Source organism: Novipirellula rosea (assembly GCF_039541335.1).
Taxonomy (GTDB): Bacteria; Planctomycetota; Planctomycetia; order Pirellulales; family Pirellulaceae; genus Novipirellula; species Novipirellula rosea.
In genome coordinates this window covers 1-22,866 of sequence record NZ_BAABGA010000050.1, presented here as the reverse complement: position 1 = coordinate 22,866, position 22,866 = coordinate 1, and the positions used below count along the sequence as shown (strand labels likewise).

Here is a 22,866-nt window from a genome sequence, read left to right as displayed (position 1 = left end):
CGAAAGCCCTGGTGGATCTTCACCAGGGCTTTTCGCGTTGCGCTTGGGGGATAGGATCGTAGCGAAACTCGTCAAAGAGTTTCGTCCACCCTTGCCTGCGCGAAACTCTTGGCGAGTTTCGCTACTTGTACGCTGCGCGCTGGCTCGGCTCTCTACCGCACTTCACGCATTGCTGCTAACAAGGTGCTGACGTTTCGTTTGGTTGCGGAATGTCCCATCAATCCAATTCGCCACGCCTTGCCTGCGAACACGCCCAGTCCGCCACCGATTTCGATGTCGTACTCGTTCAGCAAACGGCTGCGAATCGCCGCGTCCTCGACGCCGTCGGGTAGCGCCACGCAGTTCAGCGTGCACAGCGATTGTTTCGGGATGTATGAAAATCCGAGTTCCTCAAGTCCTTTGCGAAGCAACAAGTGCATTTCGCGGTGCCGAGCAATCCGGTTTTCGAGTCCTTCTTCCATCACGATCGCCAGCGATTCACGCAGCGCATAGATCATGTTGATCGGTGCGGTGTGATGGTACGCCCGGCCTCCCGAACCGGTGTAGTAATTTTTTAGCATCGAAACATCCAGGTACCAGCTTTGTACCTTGGTGTTGCGTTGGTCGATTCGCTCTAGCGCCCTTTCGGAAAATGAGACGGGCGAAAGTCCCGGGGGGCACGACAAACACTTTTGTGTTCCCGAATAAATCGCATCGATGCCCCACTGGTCGACTTTTAGTTCGTGGCCGCCGAGTGATGTCACCGCGTCCACTGCGAGTAACATCCCTGCATCGTGCACGATTTCGCCCAAGCCGCTCAAATCTTGATGAGCTCCGGTGGAAGTTTCCGCGTGCACGATGCCAAGCATTTTGGCGTTGGGGTGTTTTTCGACTGCGTCGGCGATCGCTTCGTTGCTGAATGATTCGCCCCAAGGAACTTCGATCGCATGCACGGTTGCGCCGCACCGCTCCATATTGTCTTTCATCCGCACGCCAAAAACGCCGTTGATGCAGACGATCGCTTCATCGCCCGGTTCGATCAGGTTGGCGACGACCGCTTCCATACCGGCCATTCCCGTTCCTGAAACCGGGAACGTCAGTAGGTTTTTGGTTTGGTAGGCATCACGAATCAATTGGCATGTTTCATCCATGATCTCGATGAATTGCGGATCCAGATGGCCAAGCGTCGGTGCGGCAAGGGCGTGAAGGATTCGCGCCGGCACCGTGCTAGGCCCAGGCCCCATCAAGATGCGTTCACGAGGATTCAGCGGAGGGGTTGATCGTGTGGACATGGTGAGATCTTTGCCAATCGAGGGACGAGGGCGGGCACGGAAGTCGCGGACTCTATCTTATCGGTTTTTTAACCTCCAATCGACGGCGTGCGGATTTTGCCGTGGTCTCGCTCGTGCAAGTCAACAGAGTGCGAGGTATGATGGTCGATCCAACCCTACCTCCCTCCCCCACCCTCGACTCCCCAAAGGTTCTTTCAATGCGTTTGTCATTGTGTGCACTTTTCGTGTCACTTTTTGTTCTCACACCTTCCATCTCGTTTTCACAGCAGCGGCCAGATCCTGTTCCTCTGATCTTTGATACCGACATCGGTAACGACGTTGACGACGCGTTGGCATTGGGCATGATCCACTCGTTGCAATCGCGTGGTGAATGCGAGTTGCTGGCCGTCACGATCACGAAGGATCATGAGCTTGCCGCACCCTTCGTCGACGCGGTCAATACGTTCTATGGTCGCGGAGACATTCCGATTGGCGTCTGTCGCAGTGGGGTCACCAACACCGCAGGTCGGTTCAATACGCTGGCAACTCAGAAGGACAACGGCAAGCTGCGTTATCCACATGATTTGACCTCAGGTAACGATGCCCCCGATGCCGTGGCTGTGCTGCGGAGCTCACTAGCCGGCGCCGAGGATGGCTCGGTTGTGATCGCGCAAGTCGGTTTTTCCACGAACCTGGCAAATTTGTTGATGTCGAAAGCCGACGATGTCAGCCCGCTTGCTGGTGCCGAATTGGTCAAAAAGAAAGTGCGGTTGTTGTCGATTATGGCCGGTGCGTTCACCGACGGGCACAAAGAATACAATCTGATCAAGGACATTCCGTCGGCAAAAAAAATCGTCGCCGATTGGCCCACCCCAATCGTTTGGAGCGGCTACGCGGTCGGTAAATCGCTGACTTATCCGCACCAAAGCATCTTGCGAGATTACGGATACGTCGAGCATCATCCGTTGTCGGAAGCCTATATTCTTTACATGCCACCGCCACATGATCGACCGACTTGGGATTTAACCAGTGTGTTGTACGGGGTTCGTCCCGACCATGGTTATTTTGAGTTGTCCGAGCCGGGTTCGGTCCAGATGACGGACGAGGGAGTGACCACGTTCAAGGCCGCTGCCAACGGTCGCGATCGATACATTTTGGTTCGCGAAGATTTGCGGCCCAAGGTGCTCGAAGCCTTGCAGTTGCTCTCGAGCCAACCGCCGAGCAAGTAATTGTCCACGACGTCGGTCGCCTGCAATTGTCGCTCGGCTTTCCAAGCCGTTGGCGTGCCAGGCGTTTGATCGTCGAGGCGAGAGTGGATAGGTGCCTTGCCTGTCAGTCGTAAAACCGACGTCGGAGACGTCGGGCGACTTTTTTTACCCTGTGTCGAAACGCTAGGCTTTTTCCAGTAATTCAACAAACGCCCGCATCCATGCGGGATGGGCGGGCCATGCTGGAGCGGTGACGAGGTTGCCATCGACATGCGCCGAATCCATTGTCTCGGCCGGTTCGATGTACTGGCCGCCGGTGAGTGTCACTTCGGGGCTGCACGCGGGATAACAACTGCACTGGCGTCCTTTCAGCACGCCAGCGGCCGCTAGAATTTGCGGGCCATGGCAGACCGCAGCAACCGGTTTGTTGGTGTCAAAGAAGTGGCGTACCAGTTCCAGGACTTTCGCATTCAGCCGTAGGTATTCCGGTGCCCGTCCGCCGGGGATCACCAAGGCGTCAAACGCGTCGAGGTCGATAGTGTCAAAGTCGGCAGTGACGGCGAATCGATGCCCGGGCTTTTCCGAATAGGTTTGGTCACCGTCGAAGTCGTGGATCGCGGTCGCGACTGTATCGCCTGGGGATTTGCCGGGGCACACCGTGGCGACTTCGTGTCCAAACGTCTTCAGGATCTGTAGCGGGACCATCGCTTCGTAGTCTTCGACATAGTCGCCCACGAGCATCAAGATTTGTTTATTGGCCATGATCTTCGGCTTTGCTTGGTTTTATTAGAGAGTAATTCGATGGAAACGGGCCGCCCGCATCCGTGCCGACATTTAATCATCCATGTCGCCGCGGCACCATCGGTGGCGTCTTTTTACCTTAAAATCGGCAGAATCCGTTCGAATTGACGTTTCATCGACTCGATTTTTCCAAGGATTCGCCATCGCCGAAACAAGCGATTAGAATAACCGAGACTATTCTCTTTGCTCGTGCCTCCATTTTTTGAGCTAGGTGTTCGCCGTGCGCATGCCCTTTGGTTTCCGCTTCGTTAGCTGTCCCGCTGCTTTTTGCCCCGTCGCTGTTTGTTTTGTCACCGCCATGGTGTTCAATCTGGGTGATGTCCGCACCAGCCGCGCGGCTGATTTCTTGACTGCCCAACAGGCCACACGATTAGGCTTGGTCGAGGCTTGGCGGCGGCAAACGGAGGTTCCTGCGGGCGTCCAGTCGATGGTCGATCAGCAGCTTTATGTCCACGTCGAAAATCCACGTGAGTATGTCGAAGTTGTGGCTGCGGCCCCCGCAGCCAGCCCAGCGGTGGAGGAACCCGGTGCGGTCAATGAAGCGGCCAAGCCGCATGAAAATGGAGGGACGCCACCCAAAAAGGTGCTGGTGCGAATTCCCACCGATCGCGTCGATGCGCATGGCAAAGCGATTGGAAAGGCGGAAGCCGAGCGGTTGGCAAGCAATGAAATTCGTCGCTTGAAGCGGCGTGGTATCGAAGCGACGATGGAATCGCGAATCGTGCCACGAATTTGTCTTTACACGCTTGGCAACGATGGCACGCTGGAGTGCCGTGACGCTGAATCAGGTGAATCCGTTTGGATGGTCCGCGTCGGTGTCGAGCGACTTGGCTACAAAGCCCTCGGCGTGGGCGAGTCATTTGTCTCGGTGGTTAATGGTGGTAACATATTGAGGATTGATGTCACCAATGGCGAATTGATCGAACAGCAACGCACCGTCAATGTGCCCATCTTTGGTGCGATCAATGCCGGTGATTTTGCCGTGATTGCGACGATCCAAAATGGAATCGAAGGCTATCCTCTGTACGATACGTCGCGGTTGCCGTTTCGCGAACGTGTATCGGGGCGAGCGCTTGCGTTGCCAGTCAAAGCACCTGGCTCGACTCGAATCGCTTGGGGAACCGACCACGGTTTTGTTTACTGCATGGAAACGTCGGGCGAGCCGTCGGTGATGTTTCGTTTGAATACCGATGGCATCGTGAGCGCCCGCATCGCAGCAGCAAGTGACGATCGGTTCTTCTTCGGTTCCGAAGCAGGGCAGGTCTATGGCATCAAAGGCACGCGAACAGGCCAAGTGTTGTGGAGCCGACCGTATGGCGAACCGTTTTACAATCAACCGATTATTGCTGGCGAACAGCTGCTGATTCGATCTACTTATGGCAGCCTGTATTCACTTGGCTTGGCCGACGGGATCAGTACTTGGCAAGACGCGGCCACGAATATCGATGAATTGGTCGGGACGATTGGTGACAAGCTTTACGTGACCACGCTCAGCGGGGCCTTTTCCGTTTTGGACCTGAAGACCGGAGCGCAGGTGGAGTCATTTCCGGGCATTCGCCCCAAGCGATTGCTGCGTAATTCCAAGACCGATCGTTTGTATCTGGTCGGTAGCACCGGAGCGGTTCAGTGTTTGCGTAGCATCGACGCCGAGTTGCCGATCATCAGCGAAGGTCACGGCGACGTAAAGAAAGTGGAGGTGACAGAGGAAAAGGAGGAAGAGGAAAAGAAGCCTGCCGAGCCTACTGAATTTGGCGTGCCCGCAGCAAACGACCCCTTCGCGGCTCCCGGAGCCGATCCCTTCGCAGCCCCCGGAGCCGATCCATTCGCCGCACCGGGCGGTGGTGCCGATCCCTTCGGCGCTGACCCTTTCGGCGGAATGTAAGCTTTCCCGTAGCGAAACTCGCCAACCGTTCCGTTCCGCTGCGCCGCTAGCCATCGCAGGCTTGACCCTCCCGGCGAAGCCAGGGGAGGGTCGGGAAACGAGCCTTCAGCGAGTTTCCCGGGGAGGGCTGGTTGCGATAGTCTTGTAAGCTGCAACTTCTATCGCTGTGACTTCTAGCACAGCGACGCCCCGCCAACGGCTTGGAAAGCCGAGCGACAATCGTCGGCTTTACCCTCCCGGCGAAGCCAGGGGAGGGTCGGGAAACGAGCCTTCAGCAAGTTTCTCGGGGAGGGCTGGTTGCGATGGTCTTGGACGGTGCAACTTCTATCGCTGTGACTTCTAGCACAGCGACGCCCCGCCAACGGCTTGGAAAGCCGAGCGACAATTGCCGACGTCGTCTTACGCGTCCCCGGGCGGTTGGATCTGGTCGTTGCCGTCTTCCATCTCTTGGATGTAGCGACGCAGTCGTTCCAGTTCGTCCTCGGTTCCCTTTAGCTTCAACATGTTTTCGACTCGTTTGACGAGTTCGACTTTGTTAACCGGCTTGCTGAGGAAGTCATCGGTGCCCGCGGACACCGCTCGCTCGATGTCGCCCAGTTCGTTCAGCGCCGTGACCATCAGGATCATCACTCGGCTGGTTGCCGGGTTGTCTTTGATTTTCTTGCAGACCTCGAATCCGCTCAGCTTGGGCATCATCACGTCAAGCAGGACCAAGTCCGGTTTGAACGATTCGATCTTGTCCAGCGTGTCTTGACCATCGACCGAGGTTTCCGTGTCACAGTCGACGCCTACCAAATAAGCTTCGAGCAGTTCGCGGTTCGCGATGTTGTCATCAGCAATCAGAATGCGGTGCATAGCGTTGTCAGAATCGTGGACGACGTGAAAAAGGGTGGGGGCAGAACAGGTGGCAACCCATTATCGGGTTGCCACCGTCATTTTAGCGATCGAGCGTTGGGCGTCGCACTAGGCAGTGGCGTGATCGCCGGCAGGAACGGGAAAGTTCTTGCAGAGTTCGCGGATCTCGCTGCGAATCGATTGGTGCAGCGATTCGTCGTCGGAATTCGATAATGCTTGATGGATCCAGCCGCCAATTCGCTTCATCTCGTCGCTGCCCATCCCACGAGTCGTCAAGGCGGGGGTGCCGATGCGAATTCCCGATGGGTCCATCGGCTTACGCTCGTCAAACGGGATCATGTTCATGTTGACCGTGATGCCGCATGCTTCGAGCACCGCTTCGGCTTTCTTGCCGCCCAGTCCCACGGCGGTGACATCGACCAACATCAAATGGTTGTCGGTGCCGCCGCTGACCAACGGCAATCCGGCTGCCATCAGCGTCTCGGCCAATGTTTTTGCATTCGTGACTAGCGACTTGCCGTACTCTTTAAACGCGGGTGTCATCGCTTCGGCGAAACAGACCGCTTTAGCAGCGACCATGTGCATCAGCGGGCCGCCTTGAGTGCCTGGGAAGACATTGCGGTTGACTAGCTTCAAGTGTTCTTTCTTGCAAAGAATCAAACCACTTCGTGGGCCACGCAGCGTTTTGTGCGTCGTCGTGGTGACATAATCGGCGTACGGCACCGGGCTGTTGTGTTGGCCCGCCGCGACCAAGCCAGCGTAGTGGGCCATGTCGACCATCAACTTGGCTCCGACATCGTTTGCGATTTCAGCGAAACGATCGTGCGGGATTTCGCGTGGATAGGCACTCGCTCCGGCAACAATCAGCTTTGGCTTGTGCTCGCGAGCCAATTTGGCGATTTGGTCAAAATCGAGGCGGTGATTCTCTTTGTCCACGCCATAGGAGTGGAAATTGTACAGCCGGCCGCTGATGTTCAGCTTCATGCCGTGAGTCAGGTGGCCGCCCTGAGCGAGGTCCAACCCGAGAACCGAATCGCCTGGTTCCAGGCAAGACAGGTAAACGGCGGTGTTAGCTTGGGATCCGGCATGCGGCTGGACGTTTGCTTCCTCGGCACCAAACAGCTTTTTGGCTCGTTCGATCGCCAGCGATTCGGTCACGTCGACGTGCTCGCAACCGCCGTAGTAGCGGCGTCCGGGATAGCCTTCGGCGTATTTGTTCGTCAAAACGCTGCCGGCAGCCTGCATAATTGCCAGACTGGTGTAGTTTTCGCTCGCGATCATCTCCAACCCGTCCTGCTGGCGGGTGGCTTCGGCTTGGATGGTTTCCCAAATTTCAGGGTCTTGCTGCTGCAGCCAATTCATGAGTTTTTTTAATTGGGGGGGGAGGAGGATAGAAGTAAGCTTGCGATCTTCGCACCACGGCGGTCACGATTGTCGACCGCCGAGGGCAAAGCGTCAATGTCGCCAAAAGCAGGGAAACGGTCCAAAAAAAGGAAATCTGCAAAACACGTAGTGGACGAGGCAACGAGTCCCCGCCCCTCAGGCGTCGTAAACGAGCGCACGAGTCCCCTGGGAAAATACAAACAAAACAGGACTCGTCGCCTCGCGTACGACCGGCAAAACAAATCGCCCGTCACTCCGCCGCCATCACACAGCTTCTTCGTCTCTCCCGCATTTCTCGCATCCAAGGCAACCAAAAGCTATCAAATTCATCGATTTCGGTGGTCCTTTTTCATTTCGAGAGCCACTGTTTGGATCGTCGAATTGTGGCAAGATGTTTCGATCGACTCGGAATCGAGTGGGACGTCTCTCGCATTTAGTCTTAGCGGCGTCTTGTTCGATCTCGCTTTCCCCCTCCCTCCTCCTTCGCATCATCAAGACTCGCTGAGCGATATGTCAAATTATCAAGTCGTTCAGCGATTACTGAGATTGGCGTGGCGTTACCGTGGTTGGTGCGCCGCGATGCTGTTTCTGCAAGCGGTATTGATGGGGTTAGCGGTTGCCCTGGTCCAGCTCGGGGGACTCGCGATTGATGTCATCCGGTTCTACTCGCACGATACCCCCAACTTCCCCGCCCTGCCCTTCGGAGTTCTGTTTCCGGTGCATTGGTCGCCGCTGACTCAGGTCATCGCCATTGCGGTCGCCATGATCGTCGTCGCGGTCGTGCGTGCGCTGCTGAATTACTGTTACGCGATCATCTCGGGCACGCTGGTGCACCGAAAAATTGTGGTCGATTTGCGTGCCGAGGTTTATGCGAAACTGCAGCGGCTGAGTTTAAGCTTCTATCACAATCAACCTGCCGGCACGATCATCAACCGTGTCACCGGCGACGTCCAAGCCACGCGTGCGTTCATCGATGGCGTGTTGATTCAGCTGTCGATCCTGGCGATGTCGCTGGTCTTCTATTTGACGTTCATGATCCGTATCGATGCGACGTTAACGCTGGTCTGTCTGGCGACCACGCCTGTGGTTTGGTGGTCGAGTATTCGATTTTCGCGAATCGTGCGGCCGATGTACGACCAATCGCGTCACTTGTTTGACCTGCTTGTTTTGCGGGTGGCCGAATCGGTGGACGGCGTCGCAGTGATCAAGTCGCTGGGGCGACAAGCGGCCGAAACAAAATCGTTCGACGGAGCCAACGATGATCTGTTGAACCAACAGCAAGACGTCTTCCAGCGTGTTAGCCGGTTTGGTCCCACGATCCAGCTACTGACGCAAATCAATCTCGTCGTGTTGTTGATCTACGGTGGTTACCTGACTTCGATCGGCCGGTTGCCGCTGGGCAGCGGATTGATCGTCTTTGCCGGTCTGCTGCAACAATTCAGCAATCAAGTCGGCAACCTTTCAAGTTTGACCGGAACGATCCAGCAATCATTGACGGGGGCGCGGCGAGTGTTCGAGGTGCTCGATGCGGCCGAAGAAGTGTCGCAACCCGACGATGCGTGGCACCCCGATTCGATTCGCGGCGAAATCCACTTTCACACCGTCAGCTTTGAATATGTCGCCGGTAATTCCGTTCTAAAGGACGTCTCGTTACATATTCGTGCAGGCGAACGCGTGGCAATTCTCGGTGCGGTGGGTCAGGGGAAATCGACTCTGCTCAGTTTGCTTCCGCGGTTCTACGATCCCACCCGCGGTGTGGTCGAAATTGACGGTGTTGACGTCCGAGCGTGGGATTTAAAAACGCTCCGCCGCCGAGTCGCCTTGGTGCTGCAAGAACCGCTGCTGTTGAGCAACACGATCGGAGCGAACATTGCGTTTGGTTGTCCCGGAGCGACGCGAGAACAAGTGCGAATGGCCGCTCGGCTCGCCGCGGCTCACGACTTTATCGAAGCCACACCGGACGGTTACGACACGATTCTCGGCGAATACGGTATGTCGCTTTCGGGCGGCCAAAGACAACGGCTTGCTCTGGCCCGAGCATTGTTAACCGACCCCGCGATCTTGCTGTTGGATGATCCCGTATCGGCCATTGATCCGGAAACCGAACATGAAATCCTTGCGGCGCTCGGGGAAGCGTCCAAGGGGCGAACGACACTGATCGTCGCACACCGGCTCAGTACATTGCGGGGGGCCGATCGCGTGATCGTGTTAGATCGCGGCGAGATCGTCCAGCAAGGAACGCACGAAGAACTGATCCGCGAGCCCGGCCCGTACCGCCGAGTCGCGCAAAGCCAATGTCGTTGAATCAAACAAGTGGGATAGGCTTCCAGCCTGTCATGGCATCCTCGACGTACTGGAAGCCGATCCCCTATTGGGAAATAGATTCGTAAACAAGAGTAGTCTCCCAAGCGATCAACGACAATTTTCCAAACCAACCGTCCATTTAGCATCATGCATTTCTTATGAGCAACACCTTCGCCCCCATGGTCCGCGTCACACGCGACCCTGATGCGGATCCGCATCGGCGGCCGCTGTCGTTGTCGCTGGTGACTCGGTTGTGGGGGTTGATGCGTCCGTATGCGGCTAAGCGAAACGTGCTGCTCGCTCTCGTCCTGCTACGCGCGATCCAATTGCCGCTACTGGCTTGGTCGATCGGCGCCGTGATCAACGGACCGATCTCCAACGCCGCTCCGATGGCCGCGATCGTCATCGCGTCGCTCGGCGTATTGGCATTGGCTGCCTGGACCCAATTCACGCTGGTGTTTCGTCAACGCTTGGCGCTGGAACTGGGGGAATCGATCGTGCACGACCTTCGCGGTTCGGTCTATTCGCATTTACAGCAGATGCCGATGAGTTTCTATGCGAAAACGAAAACGGGGCGTGTGATCAGCCGTATCACCAGCGACTGTGACGCCGTCCGGGTCGGCGTCCAGGACGTGTTGTTTGTCAGTCTCGTCCAGGCCGGGCAAATGATCGGCGCCGCGGTGATTATGGCTTGGTACGATCTGCCGCTGTTGATGGTCGTGTTGGCGATGAGTCCCGTGATGTGGATCATTGGCCGAGTGATGCGAAACCGGCTCAGCGAAGCGTATCGCGATGTCCAGGAAAGTTTCAGTCGTGTGACCGCCACGATTGCCGAATCGGTCGCCGTGATTCGCGTCACTCAGGCCTTGGCTCGCGAAGATACCAATGCCGAATTGTTTCGCCAATTGACCGTCGATCACGCTGAATACAATATGAATAGCGCGCGGCATAACGGCTTGCTGATGCCGCTACTAGAATTAACCGGCCAAGTTTCGTTGGGACTCGTTTTGATCGTCGGCGCGTACCGATCGATTGTGGCCAGCGATCCAATGCCCGTGGGCGATTTGATCCAGTTCTGGTTCCTGGCAGGATTATTCTTTAGCCCGATACAAGTCTTGGGAAACCAATACAACCAAGCACTGACGGCGATGGCCGGCGCCGAACGTGTCTTTCGATTGCTCGATACGCCGCCCGAATGGACCGATTTGCCGACGGCAGTTTCGTTGCCAGCTCAAGTGGACGGTAAACTAACCGTCGAAAACGTTTCGTTTGCCTATGATCCTGGCCATTGGGTGCTGCGGGATGTTTCGTTCGTTGCCGAGCCACGCCAGATGGTGGCACTTGTCGGTGAAACCGGCAGCGGCAAGTCGACGATTGCCAGTTTGGTGTCCCGTTACTATTTACCGACCCAAGGCAAAATTTGTGTCGATGGATTGGATACACGCGGGCTGACAAGCGAATCGATTTCGCGTGCAATTTCAGTCATCCCGCAACAGAATTATCTGTTCACCGGCAGCGTACTGCAAAACATCGTTGCAGGACGTGCCGGCGCGACTGAATCCGATGCAGTCGAAGCCTTGCGGTCGCTCGATTGCGAGTGGTTGATTGAGGATTTACCCGAGGGACTGCAAACGCAAGCCGGATCACGCGGCGGCCGCGTCTCGCTGGGGCAACGTCAACTGATCTGTTTTGCCCGCGCCCTGGTCGCCAACCCGCGGATCTTAATCTTGGACGAAGCCACCAGTGCGGTGGACACACTGACTGAATTGCGAATTCAAAAAGCACTGGGGCGGCTACTCGAGAATCGCACCAGTTTAGTGATCGCTCACCGCTTGAGTACGATCCGCACTGCCGATCAAATCCTGGTCATGTCGCACGGAAAAATTGCCGAGCAAGGCCGACACGAAGAACTGCTAAAGCAAAACGGTCTCTACAAAGACTTGCACGAACGTTTTGTGTCGTAACTGTAGTCATTGTAGGCCGGAACGCGGCGGTAACGAACTCACTATTGCAACCGCTGTCGCCAGGGCGGACAAGCGACCTCTCCCGAGCATCTGCTCGGGAGAGGTCGGACGGGCCCTTCAGGCCTCGTCCGGGTGAGGGCTGACCGCGCAATCTTGATGTATCGTTCGACCCGGTTTGCTCGGACGGCCCTCACCCGAGCAATCGCTAAAGGCTCTGCTCGACCTCTCCCAAACTGCGATTGGGCGAGGTGACATGCAGCAAGGCACCTCTCCCGAGCGTCCGCTCGGGAGAGGTCGGACGGGCCCTCTAGGCCTCGTCCGGGTGAGGGCCGCGGTGGGCAATCTTGATGCATCGTTCGAACCGACTTGCTCGGACGGCCCTCACCCGAGCAATCGCTAAAGGCTCTGCTCGACCTCTCCCAAACTGCGATTGGGCGAGGTGACATGCAGCAAGGCACCTCTCCCGAGCGTCCGCTCGGGAGAGGTCGGACGGGCCCTCTAGGCCTCGTCCGGGTGAGGGCCGCGGTGGGCAACCTTGATGTGTCGTTCGAACCGGTTTGCTCGGACGGCCCTCACCCGAGCAATCGCTAAAGGCTCTGCTCGACCTCTCCCAAACTGCGTTTGGGCGAGGTGACATACCGCAAGCCACCTCTCCTGAGCATCCGCTCGGGAGAGGTCGGACGGGCCCTTTGGGCCTCGTCCGGGTGAGGGCTGCGGTGGGCAATCTTGATGTATCGTTCGACCCGGTTTGCTCGGTCGGCCCTCACCCGAGCAATCGCTGAAGGCTCTGCTCGACCTCTCCCAAACTGCGTTTGGGAGAGGTGACATGCGGCAAGGCACCTCTCCCGAGCGTCTGCTCGGGAGTATTGGACGATGAACTTTTCGGACGTCAATCGGTACGACAGCGTTGTGAAGATTTAGAAAGCACTCGAGTCCGCAGCAGCATGAACGCTCACGATTTGTCCGGCCTACGACAGTAACTCGGCGGCCAACTCTTGCTTGCACGCGCCGATGACTTGGCCAATCAATTGGTCGGCTTGTTCACCACTGAGCGTGCCGTCGTGCAGTTGCAAGGACACCGACATCAAGACGCGTTTGCGATCCTTGCCGTCTTTGGCCGGGTCACGGTACGTTTCACAGTAGCGAACCCCCGCAAGCTCTTCGCCTACCGCCGCCCGCACGACTCGCTCTAGCTCACTCCAGCGGACCGATTCGGCAACCACAAAGTTCAAGTCACGTTCGACCGAGGGGAACATGCTGACGCTCTGCTGTTGCGGCACAAGCGATGACGCCTCTAGCAGAGTCGGCAGCGAGAACTCAGCGGCAACGACCGGGGCAGGCAGCTTCCACGATTTCAGTACCTTGGGATCGACGATGCCCAAATAGCCCACCATTCGCTCGCCACAGCTGACTTCGACCACGGCGCCCTTGGCGAACCCACTCCGCTCGATCGCTTTCACCTGGACAGGGTCGGCGATGCCCATTCGCTGGCACAATGTCTCGATCGCTCCCTTAATTTCCAAGTAGTCGCAACCCGAAACCATCGCCAACGAGTATTGCTCGCTCGGCAGCGCTTCGTTGCTCTGTTGTGGCAAGTAAATGTGAGCGATCTCGAAAAGATCGGCATGAATGCTGGCCGAAGCCCAGTTGTTCGCACGTCCTTCTAGCAGGCTAGGGATCAACGATCGACGCAGCGTACGAGCTCCTTTGAGCATCGCGGTTTCGGTTTTCAGCGCCGGCAGTTCGGTCCACGGGCTGAGCGATTCATCAAGCTTGTTCGTCACAACGCTTGGCGTCATCGCTTCGGAGAATCCCGCACTGGTCATCACCGATCGTACGCGTTCCATCGCGACATCAAAGTCTCGTTTGCTGCTCGGCGCGACGGGGATCGGAGCATCCTCGGGAATGTTTTCGTAGCCATGAATCCGTGCGACCTCTTCGATCAAATCGGCTTCGCGTCCCAAGTCGTGTCGCCACGACGGTGGTACATACGTGTCGCTGCCACTTTCGTGCTCGCAGCCCAATTTCACCAAAATTCGCTCGATCTCTTCGCGATCGATTTTGATCCCCAACACACGTTCGACCTGGCTCAGCCGCAGCGTGACGGGCGGGTTCGGCGTGATCTCGGGCGCTGTGTCGATCACGCCTTCGGCCAATTTGCCACCCGCAGTTTCCAGGATCAATTGGCAAACTCGGCGGCTCGCCCAATCGACGCCGACGGGATCGACGCGTCGTTCGAATCGGTAGGACGACGGGCTTTGCAATTTCAATTTGCGAGCCGCACGACGGACCATCAGCGGGGTAAAGATAGCCGCTTCGATCACCAGATCGGTCGTCGTGTCGTCGACTTCGGAAACGGCACCTCCCATCACGCCCGCGACCGCTTGAGCTTCCTTGGCGTCCGCGATCACGCACATTGCTTCGTCGAGTTCGTAGTTGCGATGGTCAATTGCCTCGATCGTCTCTTTTTCCGCGGCTCGGCGGACAATCACTTTTTTCTCGGCGATTTTGGCGTAATCGAACGCGTGCAGCGGTTGACCACATTCCATCATCACGTAATTCGTAGCGTCGACGACATTGTTGACCACACCGATGCCGACCGCTTTGAGTGCCGTGGCCATCCATTCGGGGCTCGGTCCGACTTTGATCCCTTGGATCACGCGGGCGGTGTAGCGAGGGCAAGCCTCGGTGTAGCGGTTTTCGACGCTCAGCAGCGATTCGATTTTTGGGCCCGCTTCGCTGAGTTCGATTTCGGGCGTTTTGACGCTCAAGTCGTACAAAACGCCGATTTCGCGAGCCACGCCAAGGTGACCGAGGCAATCGCCTCGGTTGCTGGTCACTTCCAGATCGATCACGACATCGCCATCGACCGTGGTGGTTTCTTCGTGGTTCAGCCCTGACAAACTCAGGCGGAGAGCCAATTCTTCGTGGCTCATCGGCAGATCGAGGTAGCGAGAGAGCCAATTCCAAGAAACGAGCATCGTGGCAGCTGTGGGGTAACAGGGGAAATGGGAGCGAACGAGACAGGCAATAGATTATCCAATAGGACGATTTCGCAAAACCGAGCGTCTGGTTTTCGTTTTTAGCGTCTGTCCGATGAGCGGCATTTCAGAATTTGGCTTCCGGCTCAATCCGGGCTAGCGAGAACGATCGTATTGGATTAGCATCTTCAGAACGTTGATTCAAACGTCCCAAAAACGAAGTGAAAGATGATAGTCTTCCCCACGTTTGAGGGGTGTTTCTGACGAATCACGGGCCGTAGCGAAGCCTGGATATCGCGCCACACTGGGGGTGTGGAGATCGCTGGTTCAAATCCAGTCGGCCCGACTTGAGTTCAAAACAGCTCGTCGCATTCATTTGCGGCGAGCTGTTTCTCGTTGAATTGCAATGGTTTACGCGATTTCTTGTCAGCTACCTTGGCAGTTCAAGCAGATGGCATTTTTTTCCCGCGTCAACCTCCGCGCTTTGTAACTTCTTGTTCCGGAAACACTTAGCGAGTTCAAGTCTCGTGGCCACTTTTGAGTAGCTTGATCCGTGACAAGAAAACGCAATCATGCCTTGGTTTCTGGCATTGCTGTCCATCGACGCAGTTGCCTCGGCAACTCCTTCGTCAAAAGGATCAAGCAAGCGAAGGAGCATTTGCGAATCCGCCACTTCGGTCGTCTGCATGCGGGTCAAGCTCAAAACGTTCTTTTCGCCCGCTTCACCTTCACGATTCTTTTCCGATAACGTTAAGCAATCGTTGGAATGAGTCCTCCGTCGACTCGTATTGGTGCTCCGTTGATAGCCGATGCGAGTGGGCTGGCAACAAACGCAACCATGTTGGCAATCTCTTCCGGTTCTATCAATCTTTGAATCAACGAGGTCGGCCGATTGTCTGCCATGAATCGTTTCTCAGCCGAAGCAAATTCTTCGTTCGGAAAAAGGTTGGTGACGAATTCTCGAACGCCCGGCGTCATCGTCGAACCGGGCATGACCGTGTTGACCGTGACGGCGCTTCCTTTGGTCAGCTGAGCCAGACTACGTGAGACGGCAAGCTGAGCTGTTTTGGTCATCGCGTAGTGTGGCATTTCAGGAGCCGGCACGACGCCGGATTCGCTGCTGATGAAGATAATACGTCCGGTGTTTTGCTCCAGCATTTGCTTGAGATAATGCCGGGCAAGACGCACGCCACTCATCACGTTGATGTCGAAAATGTGTTGCCACGCTTCGTCTGTCAGGTCGAAAAAATCAACCGCTTCAAAAATGCCCAGATTGTTGACCAAGATATCGATCTGCGGATGTTCGGCGATGGTTCGTGCGACGCCTTCGGCCGTCCCATTGTCGGAAACCAACCCGATCAGGTCGGCCTTCGGTTGACTCTCGCGAATTTTTCCAATCGCCGTCTCAACGCTCGCTTCGCTGCGACCGTTGACGATTGTGGTTGCCCCTTCGGCAGCCAGGCGAGTCGCAATCGCCAGACCGATTCCGCCTGTTGATGCGGTGACCAATGCTGTTTTATTGTTGAGTTCAAGATTCATCGAATTCTTATCCTATCGGTGTTTTAGAAGAGTGTGTTGTGTTTGTTGTCCAGGTCCAATCAGCAAATTGCGACGGGATTGATTCCTTGCGTTCATGGATGGGTGTCGAAGCGAATACTTCAACAGACGGGGCTGACTTGTAGCCCTTCAACGTCATGAGTTTAGGGAAGTGCCCGGGGAGCTTCTTGAACGATTTTGCGCGCCGTCAAAAGAATTGACCGCAAGGATTGACGCGGGCTCAGGACCTGCGGATCGTCCCCAGCGCCCGTCCACTTTGGCATCAAAACGGTGGATTTCTTAGCGGAAGTGCGCGAGCTATCCGATATTTCGCGATCGATTGCGCATGGCACCGGACGGCTTTGGGGTTGCGACGGCGCGTCAGGAGTTGCTTGATGGATTCACCGCCTTGGAATACGCTCCCGGCGCGACCCCGATGAATCGTTTGAAATGCCGCGTGAAGTGCGACTGGTCCGCGAAACCGGCAGCGTAGGCGACATCAGCTAGCGTCTCACCGGCCATCAACATCTGCTGCGCACGACGCACTCGGATTTGAGAGAGATAGGCCTGGATGGGAATGCCGACCTCTTTGGAGAAGACGCGGCTTAGATACGGGGCGGAGGTCCCCGCCAATTGGGCGAGTTCGTGAAGCGAGACATTCTCGCGAAATTTCGCTTCCAAGCTCTCCTTGACTCTGCGAATGTTCGCACGTCCCCGCTTTTTCGGAATGTCCGGCATGGATGCGTGCCGCACTAAAAGCTCGCAGATGGCTTCATAAAAGGCTGATTCCTGATCCAACTGAGGATCTCCGTCGTCCATCGCCCGGTGAGCCTGCAAAACGAGCTCCACAAGTTGCGTGTCGTCGATGACCGGGGGCAGCAACAATGGTTCGATATCACCGTTCCGGTCAAACGTCCTGACGATACTGGCGATGACGTTCGGGGCAGCATAGAGATAACGCCACGCGCCGGTAGCCGTGCACGAATGCACTTCATTGGGGTGAATGACAAGCAGCTTCCCCGGTCCGGTAAAGTATCGCTGGCCACGATAGAAAAACGTCCCTGTCCCGCCTTCGGAAACACCCAGTTTGTATTCAGGGTGTGAGTGATTCGGCCAAGTGTGTTCGACCGACTCCCATTGATGCACCGTAATCCCGTCATCGGCAGAACCACGAACTTTGAAATGCTTCACTTTTAACCCGGAAGCCATATTGTCCTCAGTGGCGATTCAAACAACGTGAAAGGCAACGGAGAGTTTACGTCGCGGGATGAGTGCGAGCAAGCAGGACGAAGAGTGGCCTGTCGGGGCTTCCTATTCTACACGGAAAACGCCACTAAACGGCTAACACCCGACATCGAGAGATAACACCACCTGCGACATTCTAACAGCGGTCTGAACCGCCTCTTTATAGTTTCACTGCTGTCTCCGATCGGGATCAAAGGTGCACGACACCTTTTCTTCATGACGCCTCTTAAACTTAATCTTAATCCTACTCACTGCCCCTGATCTCGCTCCGCAGCGAATGTTTGAAATCAGCGTCCACTACCGATGCAGATGATCTCGCGACTGGTGCGTTGGTACAGATGCCCGCGTGCGGCCGAAAAGGGACTCAAGGTCCACGTCTCGCCTGGCATTCCAAGATCGTTCACTGCCACCAAGGCGTTTTCGTCAAAACGCTCTGCAGTCGCATCGACAACGTAGACCGTCCCCAGCACGGTTGAAAAGTAAACGCGATCATTCACCACAATCGGTGTGGCGGCGGAGATGTGACCAAACCCGTGACTCAGTCGGCGTTTATCGCCTTCGACCGTGAATCCAGAACCCGTCAGGTCGCCGGATTTAAATTCACTCCACGAAAACTTCTTCTTGCCGTTCTCTAGGACGACCTGCACCGGCACTTGCAGGTAGCTGACTTCCTCCGTTTCGATATTGATCCGTCCCAAAATGCCTGGCTGGCCGCCCATAAAGAAGTAGTACTTGCCAACTCCGATGTTGGTGCGGTGCGTCAGCAAATGAGGGGATTTTAGTTTGGACGCGTCTGCGGGCTCTCGGTAGCGGCCGGCGTTTTCGTCGAACGCGATGAGGCTGCCGGTGCCGCGAATGCGAATTTGTTTCACGGTCTCGCCCGTTGCCAGATCGAGCACGAAGAAATCGTTTCGGTCGAAACAATAGGCGTACTTCTCGTCGATAAAGTCGGTTCCTTCAAACGACAATCCCTGGCGTTCCCAGACTAAGTCGTGTGCATCGTTCAGCCGAGACAGACTAACGCCGTAGGGTTTTTCCGGTGGGCTGTGACTGCCGCCTCGGGCGTGCAGCAACACGGTCTCGCCGTGCAGCGATCCGAGCGCACCTTTGCTGTGCACACTGATGCCGTCCGGCATGATTGCGGTCGGCTGTCCGGTCAGCGCATCGAAGCATCGGATGTACATCCACGGCCAACCGGTTTTGCTGTTCTTGTCGTAATCGGTCGCCGTTTGTTCGCGGCGCTGGGGATCGCTCGCGTCACGCATCATTGCGTAGTACAGGTTGCCGCCGTGCAAAAACGGTTGAAATTGTTTCGCCGAATGTTTGGTGCGAACTTCAAATTCCTTACCCCACACGCGTTCGCCGTCCAGGGTATGGCACGCCATAAATCCGCCCGCGTTGACGAACCAGACATGCTTGCCATCGGTCACCGGTGTCGGTGTGGTCGAGTCGGTGAAGGTGCCATTGACCTGGTTCGGCCGCTGGCCCGGCAGGTCACAACTCCACAGGATCTTGCCCGTGTTCGCATCGAGACAATAACCGCGAGTCTCCGATACCCACGTTCCTTTGGGACCAATGTCTTCTGCGGTCAATTGGCGGAAACAGGTCAGAAACAGTCGGTCGCCCCAAACGGCGATGCCGCTATGGCCTGTTTCCGGCAACGGCATTCTCCAGCGAATGTTTTTGCCTGTGGCCACGCTCCAATCTGCCGGGTATTCGGTCTGCGAGCTCAGGTGATAGTTTCGCTGAGGCCCACGATGCTCTGGCCAGTGATCTTGGCAGAACGCGGTGGAAGTCAGGGCGGCGAAGAGGCCAACAAGGGGCAATGTTGTCCGAGGGGTCACTTTCGAGTCTGCCTGTGATGTCGATGACAAATGGGAGGGCCAGCTGTGCCGGTTGCGGTGTCATCCATCATAGTTGATGATTCGATCACCGTGACGAACATCGGGGCGAACGTCGATACCGCCGCGATTGGAAGATCGAAACGCAAGCAAGCCGCCGAAACGCATTAGGACGCAGGGCGTTTCGTATCGCGCGGAGGTGATTGCGGCAACGGGTTTTTATAGCGGAGCGGCGTGGGTTCCCCGCCCGGTCAAAATCGAACGTTTTACTCGCCGCAAGCGGGCGGGCCCAGCGTCGCGGGGGCTAACCAAGTCGATGGCATTGAATGCATTGACGGGGGGAAGGGAAACTCCACGATTTCCGCCAAGGTCGTTCGGGATCATCGTGTCAATCCCCGCTGACTTGCAGAGCGAAGTGAACTCCAATGATCCCTTCGTCCTTGATTTGCGATGGCATCGTGTATGAACTCTGATAGCGAAACGCCGCGGCTTCATCACCCCCCGCGGTTGGTCAACTTTCCCTTCAATCCCACTCGGTTACCGTTCTTCTATGGCACGGTGGTGATGGTGTGTGGCACGTTGGGCGTGTTGGCGAGTGCCCCAGGTCAGACCGTGGGCGTGTCGGTGTTCACCGACTTTCTGATCCAAGCACACCAGTTGTCGCGGAGCTGGATCAGTTTCGCCTACCTCGCCGGCACGATCGCCAGTGCGATGCTGATCACCCGCGCCGGTCGCTGGTACGACCGATTCGGCGGCCGCTGGGTGTCAGCGATCTCGGCCGGTATGCTGGCCGTTGTATTGACGGGGATGAGCTATTCCGCCGTGATTGCCGAGTCCGTCGCGTCGATCTTGCCTGCCGCGTACCGCGATCATGCCTCGTTTGCGGTCTTGACGCTCGGTTTTTTCGCGATGCGTTTCTTTGGCCAAGGGATGTTGACGCTGTCGTCGCGGAACATGGTGTTGGAGTGGTTTGAACAGCGGCGTGGGATGGCGTTGGCGTTCATTGGGATTTCGGTCGCCTTTGGCTTCTCAGTGACTCCGCCCATTTTCGAATGGCTAATCCAACGAGGCGGCTGGTCGTGGGCTTGGCAAATGATTGCGGTGGTCGTTGCGGTTTACGCGTTGCTCGCGTTTTGTTTCGGTCGGTCAAGACCGGAAGACCACGGTTTGCTGCCCGACGGACCCTTTGCCAAGAAGGATCGAAAGACGCACGCCGAAACCTTAAGCGGACGTCAATTCACACTTTCCGAAGCTCGACGCACCTACAGTTTTTGGGTATTCACGTTCAGCGTCGTCATGTCCGGTCTGGTGTTAACAGCCTTCTCGTTTCATGTCGTCTCGATCTTTGCCGATGGCGGCATGTCGCGAAGTCAGGCCGTTGCCATTTTTGTACCCGCCGCCTGTGTCAGCGTCGTTGTCGAATTTGTCGGCAGCTGGCTCAGCGACTTTGTCAAATTGAAATACTTGGCGATGGTCCAGTTGGTAGGCATCGTGATGCTGTCGCTGAGTTTGTCGTTCTTGTCGCCAGGGCCAGCGGTTGTTTTTGTGGTGTTGGGGATGGGGCTGATGCAAGGCATGTTCGGAATCATTTCCGGAGTGACTTGGCCGCGGTTCTATGGCCGCACGCATCTCGGCGCGATCTCAGGATTTTCGACCTCGATCGTGGTGGCGGGAACCGCGGTCGGGCCGTACTTGTTCAGCGTCTCGCACGACCGTTTTGGAAGCTACCAAGCGGCGACGCTGTTGTGTGCCGTCGTCGCACTGCTATTGCTTGCCGCCTCCCCCCGCGCCGACCGCCCGCAATAGCTTGTCCCGCAGCAGACTTCGAGTGCTCGTCATACTCCGTATTAAGCGTTTGGAGATCCGAAGGTTAGTGGGCTAGCGTTTTGCTGCGTCAAACACGGCCAATTGTGGCAGATGGTCGCTCAAGGCAAACGATTTCTTGTCGTCGATATGCAAGCGGAACTCGCCCTCAAACAGCGGTCTTGATTCAACGATCTGATCTGCGATCGGTCCCGCAGCCATGACGTAATCAATCCGCCACTTGGGGATATCCGCTTTGATCGTCGGGCCGTCGCCCTTGCCAACTCGGGCGAATGTATCGGTCCATCCCGCGTCGATCCAAAGCTGGTATTCTTCGGTGTCAGGTCCGTGATTCAGATCGCCAATGAGAAGCATCGACTGTCCGGCATCAAGAGCCGGCTTCATTGATTCGAGCATCACTCGAATCTCTTTTAGCCGCACCGTGGGTTCGGCGGTGGGATAGAGATGAGCCGAGTGAACAACGAGCGGCTCACCACCGGGCAGTTGGATCGTGGCGCTTCCCCAGTGCCGAGTGAACAAGTCTTTTGGTCGCTCGGTCGCCATCGGAGCGTTGTGAAATTCGCTAATCTCATAACGGCTCAGCAGCGTGCCTGGCCAATTTCCGCCGCTCGCAAAGCGGACGTGATTCATTCCCAGTAGCTTCGCAACTTCTTGAGTCAGTTCCTCTGCGGGGGATTCTGAGAAGTTGATGATGTCAGGTTCGTGCAGAGCCAACTCCATGGCCAGTCGCCGCGCCATTTGGCCTTTCGCCACCGCCTGCTTCGCCAAACTGCGTTGCTTGGGCCACCCTGTAAGTCCATAGATGTTGTAGGCGATCACTCGCAGAGGCGTGGTCGTTGAGTCCTCCGCAAACGAACTGGCGTTTGCCACCGCGAGACTGGCAGCGAGCGTGCCACAGAATTTTCGGCGAGAGATGTTCATCGTGTTCTCCAGAAGTGTAGAGGAGGATTGTACCGCAAAAATGCTATGCCGTAGTGCCGGGGCCTACCGAGTGGCTGGTGGAATTGATCATCCAACGCCAGCGACCACTGGAAACCGCTGCTGCTTGGCTAAGAAAGCGAAACTCGGTTACGACTGTTCTCTCCTGTTCAAACGACCGCGCAATCTCGAGCACCCCGTCCACGAACCCGCGCCGACGAAGACCGGGGGGAATTTGAACAGGAGGAAAGGGAGGAAACGGAGATCCCTGCACGGCTTGGTGTATTCAACGCTCAGGCTTGGTGAGATTCAAACTTCAACAACGAAGCCGGAACAAAAACTCTGTTATTTCTGTTCTCTCCTGTTCAAACGACCGCGCAATCTTGAGCACCCTGTACAGGACCCTCGCCGACAAAGACCAGGGGAATTTGAACAGGAGGAAAGGGAGGAAACGGAGACCCATGCACGGCTTGATGCATTCAAAGCTCAGGCTTGGTCGATCCAAACGTCAATTACAATGCCGAAACAAAAAATCTGTCACCTCTGCTATCTCCTGTTTCAATCGACGGCGCAATCTCAATCACCCCGCGCGGGACCCCTCGCCAGAAAGACCGCACGGGAATTTGAACACGAGTGAAGGGAAGACCTGCGTGGGACTTGATAACTTGGCCTCAGGCTTAGTTGGCTCCCGGCAGCATTAGCCTCGAGACGCCATCGGTAAGTTTGAGAACGTTGAAGTTGATAATCAGCCCAATCGGAATGTCCAGTAGTTTCATGTAGCTCAGAAGCTGTGCTTTATGGATGGGCTGGACCGATTCAGTTGCTTTCACCTCGACAAATAGGCATCCTTCAATGAGTATGTCAAACCGGAGCG

General features: G+C 56.3%; 15 protein-coding genes and 1 tRNA gene. 6 read left to right on the top strand and 10 right to left on the bottom strand.

From position 1 onward, the window contains the following. Window positions 1-152: 152 nt before the first annotated feature. Window positions 153-1,271, bottom strand: coding sequence for a pyridoxal-phosphate-dependent aminotransferase family protein (locus tag ABD971_RS20355; protein ID WP_345325092.1), 1,119 nt, complete (start codon window positions 1,269-1,271; stop codon window positions 153-155). A 197-nt stretch (window positions 1,272-1,468) separates the two neighbouring features. Here ABD971_RS20355 and ABD971_RS20350 point away from each other — a divergent pair, with 197 nt between their 5' ends. Continuing rightward, window positions 1,469-2,479 carry a nucleoside hydrolase gene (locus tag ABD971_RS20350; protein ID WP_339946562.1) on the top strand — a complete coding sequence of 337 codons (1,011 nt, stop codon included), beginning with the start codon at window positions 1,469-1,471 and terminating at the stop codon, window positions 2,477-2,479. A 162-nt stretch (window positions 2,480-2,641) separates the two neighbouring features. On the opposite strand, the gene ABD971_RS20345 is transcribed toward ABD971_RS20350, so the two are convergent. Beyond that, entirely contained in the window at window positions 2,642-3,220 is a 579-nt protein-coding gene (locus ABD971_RS20345) for a DJ-1/PfpI family protein (protein ID WP_339946563.1), read from the bottom strand. Between the two features lie 337 nt (window positions 3,221-3,557). Here ABD971_RS20345 and ABD971_RS20340 point away from each other — a divergent pair, with 337 nt between their 5' ends. Next, a complete protein-coding gene (locus ABD971_RS20340; RefSeq protein ID WP_345325088.1) occupies window positions 3,558-5,141 on the top strand; it encodes an outer membrane protein assembly factor BamB family protein in 1,584 nt (527 codons plus the stop codon). A 399-nt stretch (window positions 5,142-5,540) separates the two neighbouring features. On the opposite strand, the gene ABD971_RS20335 is transcribed toward ABD971_RS20340, so the two are convergent. After that, window positions 5,541-5,996 carry a response regulator gene (locus ABD971_RS20335; protein ID WP_339946565.1) on the bottom strand — a complete coding sequence of 152 codons (456 nt, stop codon included), beginning with the start codon at window positions 5,994-5,996 and terminating at the stop codon, window positions 5,541-5,543. A 108-nt stretch (window positions 5,997-6,104) separates the two neighbouring features. Next, window positions 6,105-7,358: a serine hydroxymethyltransferase gene (locus ABD971_RS20330; protein ID WP_339946566.1), complete on the bottom strand. Its 1,254-nt coding sequence runs from the start codon at window positions 7,356-7,358 to the stop codon at window positions 6,105-6,107. Window positions 7,359-7,889: 531 nt separating this feature from the next. Between ABD971_RS20330 and ABD971_RS20325 the strand changes: the two genes are divergently transcribed. Further along, entirely contained in the window at window positions 7,890-9,683 is a 1,794-nt protein-coding gene (locus tag ABD971_RS20325) for an ABC transporter ATP-binding protein (RefSeq protein WP_345325085.1), read from the top strand. A gap of 158 nt (window positions 9,684-9,841) precedes the next feature. Beyond that, window positions 9,842-11,647, top strand: coding sequence for an ABC transporter ATP-binding protein (locus tag ABD971_RS20320; RefSeq protein ID WP_345325083.1), 1,806 nt, complete (start codon window positions 9,842-9,844; stop codon window positions 11,645-11,647). A 968-nt stretch (window positions 11,648-12,615) separates the two neighbouring features. Here the strand turns inward: ABD971_RS20320 and pheT are convergent. After that, window positions 12,616-14,628, bottom strand: coding sequence for a phenylalanine--tRNA ligase subunit beta (gene pheT / locus ABD971_RS20315; RefSeq protein ID WP_345325081.1), 2,013 nt, complete (start codon window positions 14,626-14,628; stop codon window positions 12,616-12,618). 271 nt (window positions 14,629-14,899) lie between these two features. Here pheT and ABD971_RS20310 point away from each other — a divergent pair. Continuing rightward, window positions 14,900-14,974 (top strand) — tRNA-Pro (locus ABD971_RS20310). A 404-nt stretch (window positions 14,975-15,378) separates the two neighbouring features. On the opposite strand, the gene ABD971_RS20305 is transcribed toward ABD971_RS20310, so the two are convergent. The 3 genes from ABD971_RS20305 to ABD971_RS20295 all read right to left on the bottom strand — a co-directional run bounded on the left by ABD971_RS20305 (window position 15,379) and on the right by ABD971_RS20295 (window position 19,253). Beyond that, window positions 15,379-16,167 carry an SDR family NAD(P)-dependent oxidoreductase gene (locus ABD971_RS20305; protein ID WP_345325079.1) on the bottom strand — a complete coding sequence of 263 codons (789 nt, stop codon included), beginning with the start codon at window positions 16,165-16,167 and terminating at the stop codon, window positions 15,379-15,381. Window positions 16,168-16,545: 378 nt separating this feature from the next. Next, window positions 16,546-17,355: an AraC family transcriptional regulator gene (locus tag ABD971_RS20300; RefSeq protein WP_345325282.1), complete on the bottom strand. Its 810-nt coding sequence runs from the start codon at window positions 17,353-17,355 to the stop codon at window positions 16,546-16,548. 341 nt (window positions 17,356-17,696) lie between these two features. Then, window positions 17,697-19,253: an outer membrane protein assembly factor BamB family protein gene (locus ABD971_RS20295; protein WP_345325078.1), complete on the bottom strand. Its 1,557-nt coding sequence runs from the start codon at window positions 19,251-19,253 to the stop codon at window positions 17,697-17,699. Between the two features lie 459 nt (window positions 19,254-19,712). Between ABD971_RS20295 and ABD971_RS20290 the strand changes: the two genes are divergently transcribed. Then, entirely contained in the window at window positions 19,713-21,056 is a 1,344-nt protein-coding gene (locus ABD971_RS20290) for an MFS transporter (protein WP_345325076.1), read from the top strand. A 72-nt stretch (window positions 21,057-21,128) separates the two neighbouring features. On the opposite strand, the gene ABD971_RS20285 is transcribed toward ABD971_RS20290, so the two are convergent. Together ABD971_RS20285 and ABD971_RS20280 are read right to left on the bottom strand one after the other, a co-directional pair. Further along, entirely contained in the window at window positions 21,129-21,995 is an 867-nt protein-coding gene (locus ABD971_RS20285) for an endonuclease/exonuclease/phosphatase family protein (protein ID WP_345325074.1), read from the bottom strand. A gap of 674 nt (window positions 21,996-22,669) precedes the next feature. Beyond that, the coding region (locus tag ABD971_RS20280; protein ID WP_345325072.1) for a GxxExxY protein at window positions 22,670-22,866 on the bottom strand (197 nt) is incomplete at its 5' end.

Coding starts and splice junctions, on each gene's coding strand:
- ABD971_RS20355 (WP_345325092.1), bottom strand. CDS start 1,271: ATGTCCACACGATCAACCCCTCCGCTGAATCCTCGTGAACGCATCTTG.
- ABD971_RS20350 (WP_339946562.1), top strand. CDS start 1,469: ATGCGTTTGTCATTGTGTGCACTTTTCGTGTCACTTTTTGTTCTCACA.
- ABD971_RS20345 (WP_339946563.1), bottom strand. CDS start 3,220: ATGGCCAATAAACAAATCTTGATGCTCGTGGGCGACTATGTCGAAGAC.
- ABD971_RS20340 (WP_345325088.1), top strand. CDS start 3,558: ATGGTGTTCAATCTGGGTGATGTCCGCACCAGCCGCGCGGCTGATTTC.
- ABD971_RS20335 (WP_339946565.1), bottom strand. CDS start 5,996: ATGCACCGCATTCTGATTGCTGATGACAACATCGCGAACCGCGAACTG.
- ABD971_RS20330 (WP_339946566.1), bottom strand. CDS start 7,358: ATGAATTGGCTGCAGCAGCAAGACCCTGAAATTTGGGAAACCATCCAA.
- ABD971_RS20325 (WP_345325085.1), top strand. CDS start 7,890: ATGTCAAATTATCAAGTCGTTCAGCGATTACTGAGATTGGCGTGGCGT.
- ABD971_RS20320 (WP_345325083.1), top strand. CDS start 9,842: ATGAGCAACACCTTCGCCCCCATGGTCCGCGTCACACGCGACCCTGAT.
- pheT (WP_345325081.1), bottom strand. CDS start 14,628: ATGCTCGTTTCTTGGAATTGGCTCTCTCGCTACCTCGATCTGCCGATG.
- ABD971_RS20305 (WP_345325079.1), bottom strand. CDS start 16,167: ATGAATCTTGAACTCAACAATAAAACAGCATTGGTCACCGCATCAACA.
- ABD971_RS20290 (WP_345325076.1), top strand. CDS start 19,713: ATGAACTCTGATAGCGAAACGCCGCGGCTTCATCACCCCCCGCGGTTG.
- ABD971_RS20285 (WP_345325074.1), bottom strand. CDS start 21,995: ATGAACATCTCTCGCCGAAAATTCTGTGGCACGCTCGCTGCCAGTCTC.